Genomic DNA, 13574 nt, shown 5'->3' with positions numbered 1-13574 from the left:
TTAACCTATTTTATTGAAGGAATGCTTTGACATTGTCAGACAATATTCTGTCTACGCAGCCAACCAGCCTCTATATAAACCAGCTTAGCGGTTGTTTATGCTGTTTTTTATTCTCTTTATCAGCGTAAATATATTTATCAAATAAAAAAAGAGAGTACTTAAACTCTCTTTTCTGCAATCTGTATTAAATAAATTACCTTACAGAAAGGCTCTGACACCCTGATAAATAAAATAGCTACCGACAACGCTTAATAAGGTCGCAAAACATTTCTTCAACATGACCGGTGACAATAGATGTGCCACTTTTGCCCCCACTTTGGCAGTAAAGAAACTCATGATACTGATACCGATAAATGCATAAATATGAATATAGCCAATGGTATTCGGTACCGTAACATCCGACTGCTTACCAAACCACATAAATCCGAGTGCGCCAGCAATCGCAATGGGTAGTCCACATGCAGCTGAAGTCGCTACGGCTTTTTGCATCACTACGCCACAACGGTTTAAAAATGGCACTGTCAGACTGCCGCCGCCAATTCCAAAGATTGCAGAGGCAATACCAATTCCAGCCCCAGTCGCCATTTGTTTTGGCGTAGAAGGTAGTGTGCTTGCTGGATCAATCTTGATATTGGCACGGCTAAACATTCGCAAAGCTACCCATACTGCAAAGAAACCGATCAGAAGCTGCAGGCCTTGACCCGGTAAATAGTCTGCAATGCCTGCACCGAGAAACGATCCAATGACCAAACCAGGTGCCAGATTGCGGAAAACAGGCCAAAGTACTGCACCTTTGAGGTGATGCGCCATGACCGAACTGATTGAGGTTACAATAATCGTCGCCAAAGAGGTTCCCACTGCCATGTGCATGATGACACTTGGATCGTACTGGAGCTGGGTAAATACAATGTACAGAATTGGCACAATAATCAGGCCACCACCGACTCCAAAAAGGCCTGCGGTGAAACCAGCAATTGCACCAATCAACAAATATATGATTAACTCCATAACGACATTTACCACGTTTAAATTCAGATGGATGTAGAAACTCGCGAACTGCAGCAACTGCTTAAAGATGCAGGACAACTGCCTGAAGTCCTGTTGCTGAAACCCGTCACCACTTCGACCAATGATGATGTCCGGGATCTCGCTCAAAAAGGCATTCGACAGGTATTGGTCAGCAGTCGTGCCCAAACTCAGGGCCGGGGCCAGCGTCAACGCCAATGGATTTCTCCGGAAGGCAATATCTATTTAAGCACATTGCTGAATACAGAGATACCGATTGATGGTCGTCTCGCGCTTGAAGTTGCACTCAATATTCTGCAAATGCCTGGCTTGCAAAAGCTTGATCTGCAAGTGAAATGGCCAAATGATTTATATAGTCAGAATGCCAAATGGGGCGGCATTCTGGTAGAGCCGATCTCTACCCATCAGGCAGTGGTCGGTGTGGGAATTAACCTGGCCCCGATTGAAGCAGAACAATTGGATCAGCCGATCACTTCCCTTTCTGAACTGGGCCTGGCTACAGTGATACGCAACCAGCTGATTGCTGAACTCTATCAGGCCATTCAACAGGCGGGTCAATGGTTTAATCATGGCAGCCACAATCTGGCGGCCCGCTTTAATCATTATGCCGCTTTTATTCAGCAACAGGTGGAATTTACTGACCTACAAGGACAATATGCCGGTATCTTTGCCGGTATTCAGGAAGATGGCGCGGTGCAGATTGAGACTGAATCTGGTATTCAGACCTTTTATCAAGGGCAATTACGTTTAAAGACTGGTAGCTAAGGCAAGATCAATGAAAAAATTATGGCTGGATATTGGCAATACACGTCTTAAATACTGGATCACGGAACAAGACCGTATCATTGAACATGCGGCTGAAATGCATCTACAGTCTCCGGCGGATTTACTGCTCGGTCTGATTCAGCATTTTATGGGATCAGGCTTGCATCAGGTGGGAATCTCTTCTGTACTAGATAAGCAAAATAATGACCGTATCCTGAAAATTCTAAAACGCCTGAATATTCCAGTAATCTTTGCCAAAGTTCATGCTGAATATGCAGGCCTGATCTCTGGCTATGATGATCCGGCTCAACTCGGAATTGACCGTTGGTTACAGGTGTTGGCAGTTGCAACATCGAATACACAAAATTATTGCGTCATTAGCTGTGGCACCGCTCTCACTATTGACTTGGCTCAAGGGCAAAAACATCTAGGGGGTTTTATCCTGCCAAACTTACATCTACAGCGGGATGCCCTGATTCAGAATACCAAAGGCATTAAAATTCCAGATGCTGCGTTTAAAGAGCTGAGCCCGGGACGCAATACCATTGATGCCGTACATCACGGTATTCTGCTCGGGCTACTCAGCACCATTGAAAAGGTGTTGAGTGACTTTCCTGCCCAGCTGATTCTCACGGGTGGAGATGCGCCGCTGTTTGCACAGCATTTACAATCCTTCCAGCCCGTGATTGAACCCGACCTGTTACTTAAAGGCCTGCAGCATTTTGCAGCTCATTTAGACCATACAGCCGCTGGATGACTTCCAGTAGCTGTGGGAAATCTGCATAGCCATCAGTTTTTTCAAAATGTCCTGCCTGCAAGACTTCAAAAATCTGGGTATTGAGAAGTCGATGGGCCAGACTTAAAGACATGACAGTGGGTACATGTGGATCATTGTTAGAAATGTACATAACCCCGTATTTATAACTTTTGGAAAGTGTTTTGAAATCCAGTTTTACGCTGCGTACCAGATCATTCAGTTCTGACCACATCACCAGCGGCTGATCAAAACCCGCCACCATCACTACTCCCCGAATAGCTTTACGGTGAGTCAGATAGTGCTGTTCTACGAATTTCAGCACACTCAGGCAGCTCAACCCGTGTGCTACCAGAATGGTGTCGGCATCCATTTGCGGAATCTGTACCGCCAGACTTTGTTGCCAATCCTGCATTTTCGGTTCTAATGGATTGGCTAACATGATGCGCTTGGCATCAATACCAAGTTTCTTGACCTGTCGACTTAACCACGGATACCAATGGTCATTAGAGGTCGACTGGTAGTCATGAATAATGTAAACGTTCCCTGATTTATTTGTCATCGCTGTATACTTATACTAATTGTTAAAATAATGATGCTACTGGCTCATTGTTTTACCATGTTTTACAAAGCTTTCAAGCAAATTTCCAGACCACTGGCACCCATTTTGTAAACTTTAATCTTTCAGCCTCGAAACGCTTATTGGCGTATAAGATTTGGTTCAATACTTTGCCAGACTTCAGGCAGTTCAGTGCAGCCTTGCGAGTCAATGAAATGACCAAAATGCTGCGCCTTAATCACTTGTGCATCCAGACTTTCTGCCTGCTCCAGACTAAATTTTGGTGCTACCCGATCATCACCTTCAGAGTAGATGACCACTCGTTCCTGAATCTGCTGCTTCAATAAATCAAGGTCAATTTGGGCAGCATCAATAAATGGATTCACTTCTTCCAGACGTCCGAGTCGACCATTAAAACCAGCGATGAGTACGAGTTGCTTGATTTTCTGCTGTTTTAATTTATGAGATAAATAATGCAAAGCCGCAATAGTGCCTAAGCTGTGAGCGATAAAGATACTGTTCTCATCAATGCCCTCAATCTGCTCCTGCATCTGCTTTTGCCAGGTTTCCAGTCGAGGTGTGGTAGAAGGATCAAGTCGTAAAACTTTTAGACTCACCTGTTCTTCCTTGGCTTTCTGCTGAATCCAGGGATACCAGTTTTCATCTGGACCAGCCGTATAGCCGTGTACCACAATCACTTGCGTCATTTTATTACTCCTGTGTTTGCGTTTTTTAAAGAGTCTGCCTCAGCTAACGACAGGATTGGGTAAGTAAATGTATGCTTTGATTAAATTGAATATCTTAAAAAGCAAAAAGGCGCGTGAAGCGCCTTTTTTAAACAAAGAACTTATTTTTTGTCGTTGCCGCCGAACAGTGGGCCCATGCCACCACCGCCGCCAAACTGTTTCTGCAAGCCGCCGAGTGACTTCATCATTTTTGCCATACCTGATGGATTAGCAAATTTTTTCATCATTTTCGCCATCTGGGCATGCTGCTTGATCAGTTTATTCACTTCAGCAACATCCATACCACAGCCTGCTGCAATACGCTTCTTACGGCTTGGGTTCATCAAGTCAGGGTTACGACGCTCTTTAACAGTCATAGACTGGATGATCGCTTCCATTTTCTTGATTTGTTTTTCAGGGTTGGCTTGAGCAATTGCATCCTGAAGGCCAGCACTGCTCATTCCTGGAAGTTTATCCAGAAAGCCCATCATGCCACCCATCTTGTTCATTTGCTCAAACTGCATCAGCATATCTTCAAAATTGAAGCTGCCGCCTTTTTGCAGTTTTTTCGCCATTTTCTCGGCTTTTTCTTTGTCGATTTTGCGTTCAACTTCTTCGACCAGAGAAAGCACGTCACCCATGCCAAGAATACGCTGTGCCACACGTTCCGGATGGAATGGCTCAAGCGCATCCAGCTTTTCACCCATCCCCAGGAACTTGATTGGCTTGCCAGTAATAGCACGAACAGAAAGCGCTGCACCACCGCGTGCATCACCATCAGTCTTGGTCAGGATTACACCGGTCAAAGGTAGAGCATCGTTAAAAGCTTTTGCAGTATTTGCCGCATCCTGACCAGTCATGGCATCAACCACGAACAGGGTTTCAGTTGGGCTAATCGCAGCGTGCAACTCTTTGATCTCATCCATCATGTCATCATCGACATGCAGACGGCCTGCGGTATCGACAATCAGGACATCAGCAAACTGGATTTTTGCTTGTTCGATGGCACGGTTGGCAATATCAATTGGACGTTCATTGGCATTCGATTCAAAGAAAATCGCACCTACTTCACCCGCAACCGTTTGTAGCTGCTTGATTGCTGCTGGACGGTATACATCGGCAGACACCATCGCGACTTTTTTCTTTTGACGTTCTTGTAAGAAGCGTGCAAGTTTTGCAGCAGTCGTGGTTTTACCCGCGCCCTGCAAACCAGCAAGTAGCACAACCACAGGTGGTTTTGCTGCCAGGTCGAGGCTCTCGTTCGCCGCGCCCATCATCTTGGTTAATTCGTCATAGACAATCTTGACGAAGGCCTGGCCTGGAGATAACTGAGTCATCACTTCCTGGCCCAATGCTTCTTCCTTAACTTTCGCGATAAATTCACGAGTTACAGGTAACGCAACGTCGGCTTCAAGAAGTGCCATACGTACTTCACGTAACGTATCTTTAATATTGTCTTCGGTTAGCTGCCCTGAGCCAGTAACATTTCTTAAACTCTGCGTGAGTCGTTCTGTTAAGGTATCAAACATTGCAAAATCCGCTTAAAATAGCCGTGAGCAAAAAATTGTTTCTTAAAATAGAAAATTTATGCATAGAATGCTATAGGATACTGTAGTTCGCATCGAATTTATATAAATGAATATTCATCACCCTTAAAAAGGTTAGACATGGTTAGCCTCCCTCTGGTTTATACAATTTTGGCATTAGTCGCCTATACCGCATCTTTCTGGTATTTGTTTGTTCATTTAATGTCGAAACGTATTCCAAATCAGTGGTTTGTCGGTATCACGGCCGCTCTTGGTCTGGTGTTACATGGCATGGTTCTTTATGGTGACATGCACACCCCGATGGGGATAAATTATGATGTCTTTGTTCTGGTTTCGTTTACTTCCGGACTGATGCTTTTACTGAGTCTGGCTTATAGTACCTATCGCCCTATTCTGCCATTGAATCTGATTGGTATTCCGGTTGCAGCGACTGGCCTGATTTTAGGCTTTGCTTTTACCCCACAAGCCAAAATCATTGTGCAGAACTCGCTTGGTCTTGATATTCATATTATCCTGTCATTATCTGCCTATGCAGTGCTGCTGATGGCCACCATTCAGGCGGTGATTCTGCGTTTTCAGGACCGTGAACTCAAGAAAAAACAGAAACGCCGGGTCTGGGTCAATCTGTTACCATCGTATCAGGATATGGAATCATTGCTGTTTGATATGCTGATGACCGGTTTTGTCTTACTGACTATTGCCTTAGGTTTCGGCTTCTTTACCATTGATGATTTCTTCGCCCAGCACCTCGCACATAAAACAGCATTTAGCATTATTTCCTGGCTGGTCTATGGCGCTTTACTAATTGGTCACTGGAAATTTGGCTGGCGTGGACAAAAGGCTGTTCGTTTTACTTTAATCGGTTTTGGTTTGCTGGCTTTAGGTTTTATCGGTTCCAAGTTTGTGCTGGAAATGTTGTTGAATAAGTAAGTTTAAGATTTTTTTAAAATTAATATTTTCATAAGCCCAACTACTGGGCTTTTTATTTGCCAAAACTTAATCTGGATTTACTCTGCCTACCCGTACCGACAGGGGCCAGCGGATGACTCTGGGCAATTCCGGATCTTCCCATTCGGATAACGTGGTATCTGCCAGTATATTGAGTGGGTTATGTCCCAAAGCTTTAGTAGCTGCTTTAACAGCTGACCAGGTACTCATATAACCAATCAGCTGGTAAAAGTTCCATTCAACTTGCAGCACAGGGGACGAAATTGAAATTTCTTCAAATGGGAATATCAGATTCTGATAACCTTCATCTACATGATGACGTTCTGGTGGCCAGTATGATGCCAGTGTCACTTCATAAAAATGCCTGAAATAATGATTCAAATGCTCCTCATCAACATTAAAAACACCATAAGTAATCAAAGCCAGAATGGCATTTGGTTTCGCAATACGTTGGACTTCTGCATAAAACTTGTCCAGGTCCAGCCAATGTGCAGCTTGCGCTACCGAAATCAGATCAACACTCTGGTCAGCCAGAGGAATATTTTCTGCTGCAGCTTGAAGATACTGTATTTTTGGATGAGACTTGGCTTGGGCAAGCTGTTCAGCACTGCCATCAATTGCAATCACTTGATCGAAGTAATTTGCCAAGACCTCTGAAAACTGCCCTGAGCCACAACCAACGTCTAGAGCCAGTCGTATATCAGGTGACAGCTCTGACAATATCTTGCCCAACATGTCTGGATAATGTGGACGAAACAAGGCGTAGTCCTGTGACTACTGGGAGAAATAATCCTTGAAATGAGGCTGTTCCATACTGCCATCCTGAAAATTTATTGTTCTTTTCAATATAGCCATCAATATTTAAAACTCTATTATTTTATTGTGCTGAAGACAGCTGATCTGTTGATATGTACTAAATCCATTCTCACGCTCCCTCCCTTTATAAGCATGAAATTTAAACTACCTGGACATTCAGGCGAAAAAGCCGTATAACACCGTTTTTCAAATTCACAGGTGTTGACTGTTGAAACTTGTTCTTGCACCCATGGAAGGCTTAACGGACCCGATTATGCGCGATGTACTGACATCCGTCGGAAGCTTTGACTGGTGTGTGACCGAGTTTATTCGTGTCACAGATTCGCTGTTGCCGGACCATGTTTACCATAATTATTGCCCTGAACTCCTAAATGAAGGTAAAACTGCAGCCGGTACACCGGTACATGTACAGTTCTTGGGGAATAATCCGGAAATGCTGGCAGCCAATGCAGTCAAAGTTGCTGCTATGGGGGCACCCGCAATTGATATGAATTTTGGCTGTCCGGCTAAAACCGTCAACCGTCATCGTGGTGGTTCAGTACTGCTGGATGAACCTGAAGTCGTGTATGAGCTGGTGAAAGCTGTGCGTGATGCGGTTCCTGCACATATTCCGGTATCCGCAAAAATGCGGCTTGGCTATATGGACCGTAAATTTATGCTGGAAAATGCCCATGCCATTGAAGATGCTGGTGCTGCCTGGGTAACAGTGCATGCGCGGACTAAAGCGGATGGCTATACCCCACCTGCATTCTGGGACCAGCTACAACCGATCCGTGAAGCCTTAAAAATTAATGTCATTGCCAATGGTGAAATCTGGACAAATGCCGATGCCAAGCAATGTCAGCTAGAATCTGGTTGTGAAGATCTGATGATTGGACGCGGTGCAGTAACGACGCCTGATCTGACTCAATGTATCCGTAAAAATAGTGATGATCCACTCATTAGCTGGAACGAACTGCTTGGTCTGCAAATTCGTTTTCTGAATGGTTCCTATAAAAAAGAAATGAATATGGTCGGTCGTTATAAGCAGTGGCTCGGCATGATGTCCAAGCATTATCCTGAAGCGAAGTCGCTGTGGGATGAAGTAAAACGGGTAAAACCGCTGGAAGAAATTACCGAAAAGCTCAGATATGCTCAGCATTCCGCTAAAAATCCCTGAACTTTTCAGGGATTTTTTATTTAACTTGCTTACGCTGCTTTAAGCCCTCTATATGTTGACGATTGGTCTGTCTGGATTTCTCCAGCATAGCCTTCTCCAGATGCAGCTGAATCCGATTGAGTTTGGTTTCAGAAATTACCGGCTCTTGAAAGCTTTTCACGTAATCCGTCCAGCTGGCATTACGAAAAACATTTGCTGGCATCGCGGTCTTAAACTCAGCTTCTGGCATAAACACCACCAGTGAATGGATATGTTCTGGACTTAAAACGTCTGTCAGAACCTGTTCCAGCACTTTGACGTGTTTATAGTTCTGATGCAGCGGATTCAGGAATTTATAACTCTGTTTATAAATTTTTTGAGTCCACATTTTTTGACGTTCACCCCCAAAAATCCAGCCTTTATAATTCTTGGTTTCAATCACAAATAGCCCAAATGGGCTTAACAGTAGATGATCAATCTGGGTAGTAGTCCCTTGCCCATCCTCAAAGGTCAGGTCATTCATCAAAATATAATGCGGCTGTTTAAGATAGCGTTTAGCATGCACAATAACGGCAAACTCACCGAATTTCCCTTTGAGATATGGTTTAAATAGCTTGAATAAAGCTGCTAAGGAAAATAAAAGAAACAGCCACCAGAAACTTTCAATCACTGGGGCGAAAAATGGATTCATTTTGTTGGGTCAGATTTTTATTAGGATAGAATATATCTTACTTATTTTGTTCAATATTTAACAGGATTTCCTTGCGGTCCAGTCCACCTGCAAAACCCACCAAAGCGCCATTGGCACCAATCACACGATGGCATGGAGCAATAATCGAAATCGGATTACGACCGTTGGCAGCCCCCACGGCACGAACCGCTTTCGGATTACCAATTTCCAAGGCAATATCACGATAGGTTCGAGTTTCTCCATAAGGAATATTCAGCAAGGCCTGCCAGACACTTTTCTGAAATGGTGTACCAGCAAAATCGAGTGGTACATCAAAACAGCTACGCTGACCAGCAAAATATTGTTCCAACTGCATTTTAGTCGCAACCAGAACAGGATGCTCAGGATCTTCCACTAAAGTTGCCAGCTTCACCCGGTTCGGCGTTTCACAATCCCAGAGCAACGCAACCAGTGCCTCAGTACTGGCGACCAATCGCAATTGCCCCACAGGTGAATCCATATAGATATAGCTTAAGTTCATGTCCTCACCCTGTTGGATTGCCATAGAAAGATTATTTTAACGCAATGATCAATATAAGGCTGATATAAATAAATACTGAAACATTTACATTAGGGTACACCCTATAAACTTTAAGAAGATGAGAGTTTCATCAAGACCAGACCGGAAATAATCAAGACAGCTGCCAGCATGCGCATGGCAGTCGCAGGTTCTCCCAAAATAAAAATCCCAATCAGGAAAGAACCAACCGCACCAATTCCGGTCCAGATGGTATAGGCGGTGCCTAAAGGTAGCGTACGCATAGCGTAAGCCAGCAGTGCAAAACTTAGAAACATGAAAAAGATAGTAATAATGCTGGGAGTCAGTTTGCTGAAGCCTTCCGATAGCTTCATTGAGTAGGCCCACACTACCTCAAAAAGACCTGCCAGTATGAGTAAAAACCAAGCCATATGCCCTCCTTCATGAATTAAGAAATCAGGCCGTCCTGACGATTTTTCCTGAGTAAAAGCAATATTTTACATCAAGGGAGGTCGTTCCTCCTAAAACTGTGAGATTGTATAAAATTACTTGCAAAAATATAGGGCAGATTACAAAAATTGACCGTATGAGATGTAACTTAACTCAGCTTAACTTAAGCACCCAAGACAGCTCTCGAAAAAATCGCTACTTTAGACACACAGTTGAGAATAAAACAGAGTTCTCAGTCACTTTAAAAATGACAACAAAGTGCTCAGCACTGCTCCAAAACAAGAAGTTTATCCACATCAAACAATTAAGTTATGCACATGAATTAAATTTAAAATTGTTCGGAGAGGTTACACAATGAAACACGAATTTAAAATAAGTTGATCACTTTTTATGAAGCTTGATTTGTAAGAATTGGTGAATAAAACACCAGAATTTGTAAGTCTTTCAAAATAGAAAAAGAACCCAAATTGAGTTCTTTTTATACATATTTTGTATAATGCTTAAACAACCAAGCTACAATTGATTACAATTTATGCTGGATATCCATAGGGTTACCCACATAGATATCCATATACTTATCCATAAAGTTATCCACAGATTGCTGTGAATAACATAAAATTCCGATCAGACAGTGACTTGTCCTACTTTCGCCAGTTCTGCACGCATTTCATCAATCACAGCTTTATAATCCGGTTTACCGAAGATCGCTGAACCTGCCACAAACATATCCGCACCTGCTTCTGCAATTTCGCGGATATTGGCTGGTCCTACACCACCATCTACTTCTAGACGGATATCACGACCAGAAGCATCAATGATCTTGCGTGCCTGACGTAATTTATCCAAAGTCATCGGAATGAATTTCTGACCACCAAAGCCCGGGTTTACACTCATCAACAGGATCTGATCCACTTTATCCAGTACATAATCAAGGTAATGCAAAGGTGTTGCCGGATTAAATACCAGACCCGCCTGAGCACCGCCAGATTTAATCAGCTGTAAAGAACGGTCAACGTGATCAGAAGCTTCCGGATGAAAAGTAATAATGTCCGCACCGGCTTCAAGGAAATCACCAATCATGCGATCGACCGGTTTGACCATCAGATGCACATCAATCGGTGCCTTAATGCCATATTTTTTCAATGCCTTACACACACCTGCCCCAAAAGTCAGGTTTGGCACATAGTGGTTGTCCATGACATCAAAATGAACAACATCAGCACCTGCTGCCAGTACATTTTCAACTTCTTCACCTAAGCGGGCAAAGTCAGCAGACAAAATAGAAGGTGCAATTAAATACGGCTTGGACATGGAAGAACCTGGCTGAATATGAGATGAATACCGCATTATAACAAATTGTATTTGCGCCTGCGTCTGTTCGCCGCAATAATCGCATCCGCTTAACAAATTGTTATAGGACAAGACTTGCCGGTTATGGATGCTCCCGCCTATGATGAATACCTCTCAACAAGATCATTCAAACTATGCAAGAAAGTTATACTGATATTCCGACCTTACAAGCTCAACGTATTGCCTTACGGTTAATGAAACATTGGCAACACAAATTTGAAGTGGCCTCGACTGAACAGAATATTCAAATTCACATGCCAAATGCGATGGTGGAAATGATACCTATGGATCAGCATTTACGGGTACAGATTCGGGTACAGCAGGAAGATGTCGACCTGCCGCGACTACAGCAGGTGGTCATTGAGCATCTCGAACGGATGGGTCAGGAGCCTTTACAGGCAGAATGGCAAATTCAGCAACTCCAAGCCTCAGGGCTGTCGTAGTGTATGTTCTGCCTCAAATGCTTTTACCGCCTTAATCCGCTCTTGTGTTGCAGGATGGCTACTAAAGAAATCCCATACTGAGCTTTCGGCCTCCTTATCTTCCCCACTGTCTTTAGCCAAGCGTTCTAGGAAGTTGGCAAAATGAATGGTGGGAATATGCTGGGCCTGCATCGCATTTAAAGCATAGTCATCTGCTTCAGCCTCAAAATTACGCGAATAGCTGGCGCCGACCATGGCTACCGGTAAATTGGTCAGCAAGTCTGAACCATCACCGGTAATCATGATTAAAATTACGCTAAACCCTAAACTGGAAAGTGCCTGTTGCAGGCTATGCCGCTGTACCAGATGGCCCTGTTCATGCGCCAACACCCCCATAATTTCCCGATCATCCTGAGCCAGTGCGACCAGTTCATCAGTCAGGATAATGGTATTATTTGGAATCGCCAGTGCATTGGCACCGATTGCTCCGCCTTGACGGAACACCACTTTCGCCGGCTGATCTCCTGCAACCAGTTGCTGATATTGCGTAACAATCTTCTGCTGACGTGCCTTAGGCAATTTAGTATCTTCAGTCATCTTCAAGACATAGCTTTCTGCTTCATCGCCCATACGCGTCAAAGTGTTGGCAGGCAGATGATGAGCCACATGATAGGAAGCTGCTGGAATGCCCCATTTAATTGTCGCAAAACCCAGTGCCAGTACAAATACCACACTAAACAGAATCAAAGCCGGAGTGCGTTCCAGCTTCCAGATCGAGTGCTGTAATCCCTTACGCTGCAAATTAAACCATTCTGGCAGCTCAGAAGAAAACTCCAGGCGGGCATCATCTTTGAGTTCAACCACTGGCTGAATTTTTCCAAGTGCTCCAATCAGCTGCATGTCTGCATACAGATAACGCCGCTGCTGTGCATAAGCTTCGCCGTAACGAATCAGTACCGACTGATCATCAATCCGGGACACCTGCGCCGGTTGCGGTTTTGAGACAATGCCATCATAGAAAATGACGTCAGTGACCTGAGCAGACATACTTTTCTCCTGTTATAACGACACATCAATATCGAAGATGTCACTGATCTCTTCTGCCAGCGCACTGTGATCCTGCTGTGCTCTGTTCATCATCATGTCCGGATCATTACGTAAATTCAGGGTTAATGATTCCACCTGATAACGATATAGACGAATCGCTGCCCATGGTGTAAGCAAACCTAAACTCAGAATACGTGCAATCCAGTTAGTCACCAGAATCCAGGTATAGTGCCATTGAGTACACTCGGTCTTGAACTGGCTACGACTGATAGAGGTATTGTTCCAAGTGGTAATAAAAATCCGGGCCTGCATCAGGGGGAAAATAATAAAAAAACTAAAGAGATAAATCGCCACAATCCAGCCGATTAGCGAGCTTAAAACTCCAGGATTGCCAAGATTGGCAAAACTGGAACCTATTCCAAATATCATCACCGCAACCAGAAAACCCATGAAAATAAACAATGGGACATACATGGCCTTCATGTAATCGCCCCATGTGGCATTCAGCTTGAATTTCAATTGGCCTGCATAGAGATGATCAAAGCAATAACGTTTATATAGCCAGACCAATACTGGGAAAAAGATCCCTAGAGTCAGGATATAAATCAGGATGGCTTTGATAAAGGTCCAGTAAGCTTCCTTATTGGTGCCGCCAAAATAAAACCGGGCATTGCCAAATTTACTGTTGCGGGCATTAAATCGTAGTGTCGCCCGAATTAGCCAGGGTACTGCCAGATAAAGAATCAGCAACCCGACCAGTGTCGCTGTAGTAGACAGGTGTGAAGCAATCGAAATCGCAAAATATAGTCCCAGCGCAAT

General features: G+C 43.9%; 16 protein-coding genes. 5 read left to right on the top strand and 11 right to left on the bottom strand.

Annotated elements, in window-relative coordinates; genetic code table 11:
- Positions 1 to 198: 198 nt before the first annotated feature.
- The gene (locus tag B4033_RS13555) at positions 199 to 1008 is read right to left on the bottom strand and encodes a sulfite exporter TauE/SafE family protein (protein WP_286834675.1); all 810 of its coding nucleotides are present in this window, start codon (positions 1006 to 1008) and stop codon (positions 199 to 201) included.
- A 27-nt stretch (positions 1009 to 1035) separates the two neighbouring features.
- Between B4033_RS13555 and B4033_RS13550 the strand changes: the two genes are divergently transcribed.
- Both B4033_RS13550 and B4033_RS13545 read left to right on the top strand, forming a co-directional pair.
- Positions 1036 to 1791: a biotin--[acetyl-CoA-carboxylase] ligase gene (locus B4033_RS13550; protein WP_286834673.1), complete on the top strand. Its 756-nt coding sequence runs from the start codon at positions 1036 to 1038 to the stop codon at positions 1789 to 1791.
- A gap of 10 nt (positions 1792 to 1801) precedes the next feature.
- Positions 1802 to 2548: a type III pantothenate kinase gene (locus B4033_RS13545; RefSeq protein WP_286834671.1), complete on the top strand. Its 747-nt coding sequence runs from the start codon at positions 1802 to 1804 to the stop codon at positions 2546 to 2548.
- On the opposite strand, the gene B4033_RS13540 is transcribed toward B4033_RS13545, so the two are convergent.
- The 3 genes from B4033_RS13540 to ffh all read right to left on the bottom strand — a co-directional run bounded on the left by B4033_RS13540 (position 2496) and on the right by ffh (position 5358).
- Positions 2496 to 3107: an RBBP9/YdeN family alpha/beta hydrolase gene (locus tag B4033_RS13540; protein ID WP_286834669.1), complete on the bottom strand. Its 612-nt coding sequence runs from the start codon at positions 3105 to 3107 to the stop codon at positions 2496 to 2498. The two genes, B4033_RS13545 and B4033_RS13540, sit on opposite strands and share 53 nt — an antisense overlap.
- Positions 3108 to 3244: 137 nt before the next feature.
- Positions 3245 to 3811: an RBBP9/YdeN family alpha/beta hydrolase gene (locus tag B4033_RS13535; RefSeq protein WP_286834667.1), complete on the bottom strand. Its 567-nt coding sequence runs from the start codon at positions 3809 to 3811 to the stop codon at positions 3245 to 3247.
- Positions 3812 to 3951: 140 nt separating this feature from the next.
- The gene (gene ffh, locus B4033_RS13530) at positions 3952 to 5358 is read right to left on the bottom strand and encodes a signal recognition particle protein (RefSeq protein ID WP_004811236.1); all 1407 of its coding nucleotides are present in this window, start codon (positions 5356 to 5358) and stop codon (positions 3952 to 3954) included.
- A gap of 138 nt (positions 5359 to 5496) precedes the next feature.
- Here ffh and B4033_RS13525 point away from each other — a divergent pair, with 138 nt between their 5' ends.
- Positions 5497 to 6306 (top strand): cytochrome C assembly family protein, encoded by an 810-nt coding sequence (locus B4033_RS13525; RefSeq protein ID WP_008304402.1) that lies wholly within the window; start codon positions 5497 to 5499, stop codon positions 6304 to 6306.
- A 66-nt stretch (positions 6307 to 6372) separates the two neighbouring features.
- Here the strand turns inward: B4033_RS13525 and B4033_RS13520 are convergent, their stop codons facing one another.
- Positions 6373 to 7083 carry a class I SAM-dependent methyltransferase gene (locus tag B4033_RS13520; protein WP_286834664.1) on the bottom strand — a complete coding sequence of 237 codons (711 nt, stop codon included), beginning with the start codon at positions 7081 to 7083 and terminating at the stop codon, positions 6373 to 6375.
- A 265-nt stretch (positions 7084 to 7348) separates the two neighbouring features.
- Between B4033_RS13520 and B4033_RS13515 the strand changes: the two genes are divergently transcribed.
- Complete coding sequence (locus B4033_RS13515) at positions 7349 to 8299, top strand: tRNA dihydrouridine synthase (protein WP_286834662.1); 951 nt, start codon at positions 7349 to 7351, stop codon at positions 8297 to 8299.
- A gap of 16 nt (positions 8300 to 8315) precedes the next feature.
- On the opposite strand, the gene B4033_RS13510 is transcribed toward B4033_RS13515, so the two are convergent.
- The 4 genes from B4033_RS13510 to rpe all read right to left on the bottom strand — a co-directional run bounded on the left by B4033_RS13510 (position 8316) and on the right by rpe (position 11247).
- The gene (locus B4033_RS13510) at positions 8316 to 8969 is read right to left on the bottom strand and encodes a nuclease-related domain-containing protein (protein WP_286834660.1); all 654 of its coding nucleotides are present in this window, start codon (positions 8967 to 8969) and stop codon (positions 8316 to 8318) included.
- 37 nt (positions 8970 to 9006) lie between these two features.
- Positions 9007 to 9489 (bottom strand): methylated-DNA--[protein]-cysteine S-methyltransferase, encoded by a 483-nt coding sequence (locus B4033_RS13505; RefSeq protein WP_286834677.1) that lies wholly within the window; start codon positions 9487 to 9489, stop codon positions 9007 to 9009.
- A gap of 110 nt (positions 9490 to 9599) precedes the next feature.
- Entirely contained in the window at positions 9600 to 9917 is a 318-nt protein-coding gene (gene sugE / locus B4033_RS13500; protein WP_004811247.1) for a quaternary ammonium compound efflux SMR transporter SugE, read from the bottom strand.
- Between the two features lie 643 nt (positions 9918 to 10560).
- Positions 10561 to 11247 (bottom strand): ribulose-phosphate 3-epimerase, encoded by a 687-nt coding sequence (gene rpe, locus B4033_RS13495; protein WP_071320891.1) that lies wholly within the window; start codon positions 11245 to 11247, stop codon positions 10561 to 10563.
- A 173-nt stretch (positions 11248 to 11420) separates the two neighbouring features.
- Between rpe and B4033_RS13490 the strand changes: the two genes are divergently transcribed.
- A complete protein-coding gene (locus B4033_RS13490) occupies positions 11421 to 11729 on the top strand; it encodes a DUF2218 domain-containing protein (RefSeq protein ID WP_286834658.1) in 309 nt (102 codons plus the stop codon).
- Here the strand turns inward: B4033_RS13490 and B4033_RS13485 are convergent.
- Together B4033_RS13485 and B4033_RS13480 are read right to left on the bottom strand one after the other, a co-directional pair.
- Positions 11715 to 12755, bottom strand: a complete 1041-nt coding sequence (locus B4033_RS13485) for a M48 family metallopeptidase (protein ID WP_004811253.1) — start codon at positions 12753 to 12755, stop codon at positions 11715 to 11717. The genes B4033_RS13490 and B4033_RS13485 overlap by 15 nt on opposite strands.
- A gap of 12 nt (positions 12756 to 12767) precedes the next feature.
- A partial coding sequence (locus tag B4033_RS13480; RefSeq protein WP_286834657.1) for a YjgN family protein occupies positions 12768 to 13574 on the bottom strand: 807 nt, incomplete at its 5' end.

The sequence above is a fragment of the Acinetobacter sp. UBA3132 genome (assembly GCF_002364825.1).
Taxonomy (GTDB): domain Bacteria; phylum Pseudomonadota; class Gammaproteobacteria; order Pseudomonadales; family Moraxellaceae; genus Acinetobacter; species Acinetobacter schindleri.
The sequence above is the reverse complement of the archived record's forward strand: the minus strand, read 5'-3'. Positions and strand labels throughout refer to the sequence as shown.

What these genes read in the sequence shown, in the direction of transcription:
- B4033_RS13555 (WP_286834675.1), bottom strand. Translation starts at nt 1,008, where the DNA reads ATGGAGTTAATCATATATTTGTTGATTGGTGCAATTGCTGGTTTCACC.
- B4033_RS13550 (WP_286834673.1), top strand. Translation starts at nt 1,036, where the DNA reads ATGGATGTAGAAACTCGCGAACTGCAGCAACTGCTTAAAGATGCAGGA.
- B4033_RS13545 (WP_286834671.1), top strand. Translation starts at nt 1,802, where the DNA reads ATGAAAAAATTATGGCTGGATATTGGCAATACACGTCTTAAATACTGG.
- B4033_RS13540 (WP_286834669.1), bottom strand. Translation starts at nt 3,107, where the DNA reads ATGACAAATAAATCAGGGAACGTTTACATTATTCATGACTACCAGTCG.
- B4033_RS13535 (WP_286834667.1), bottom strand. Translation starts at nt 3,811, where the DNA reads ATGACGCAAGTGATTGTGGTACACGGCTATACGGCTGGTCCAGATGAA.
- ffh (WP_004811236.1), bottom strand. Translation starts at nt 5,358, where the DNA reads ATGTTTGATACCTTAACAGAACGACTCACGCAGAGTTTAAGAAATGTT.
- B4033_RS13525 (WP_008304402.1), top strand. Translation starts at nt 5,497, where the DNA reads ATGGTTAGCCTCCCTCTGGTTTATACAATTTTGGCATTAGTCGCCTAT.
- B4033_RS13510 (WP_286834660.1), bottom strand. Translation starts at nt 8,969, where the DNA reads ATGAATCCATTTTTCGCCCCAGTGATTGAAAGTTTCTGGTGGCTGTTT.
- B4033_RS13505 (WP_286834677.1), bottom strand. Translation starts at nt 9,489, where the DNA reads ATGAACTTAAGCTATATCTATATGGATTCACCTGTGGGGCAATTGCGA.
- sugE (WP_004811247.1), bottom strand. Translation starts at nt 9,917, where the DNA reads ATGGCTTGGTTTTTACTCATACTGGCAGGTCTTTTTGAGGTAGTGTGG.
- rpe (WP_071320891.1), bottom strand. Translation starts at nt 11,247, where the DNA reads ATGTCCAAGCCGTATTTAATTGCACCTTCTATTTTGTCTGCTGACTTT.
- B4033_RS13490 (WP_286834658.1), top strand. Translation starts at nt 11,421, where the DNA reads ATGCAAGAAAGTTATACTGATATTCCGACCTTACAAGCTCAACGTATT.
- B4033_RS13485 (WP_004811253.1), bottom strand. Translation starts at nt 12,755, where the DNA reads ATGTCTGCTCAGGTCACTGACGTCATTTTCTATGATGGCATTGTCTCA.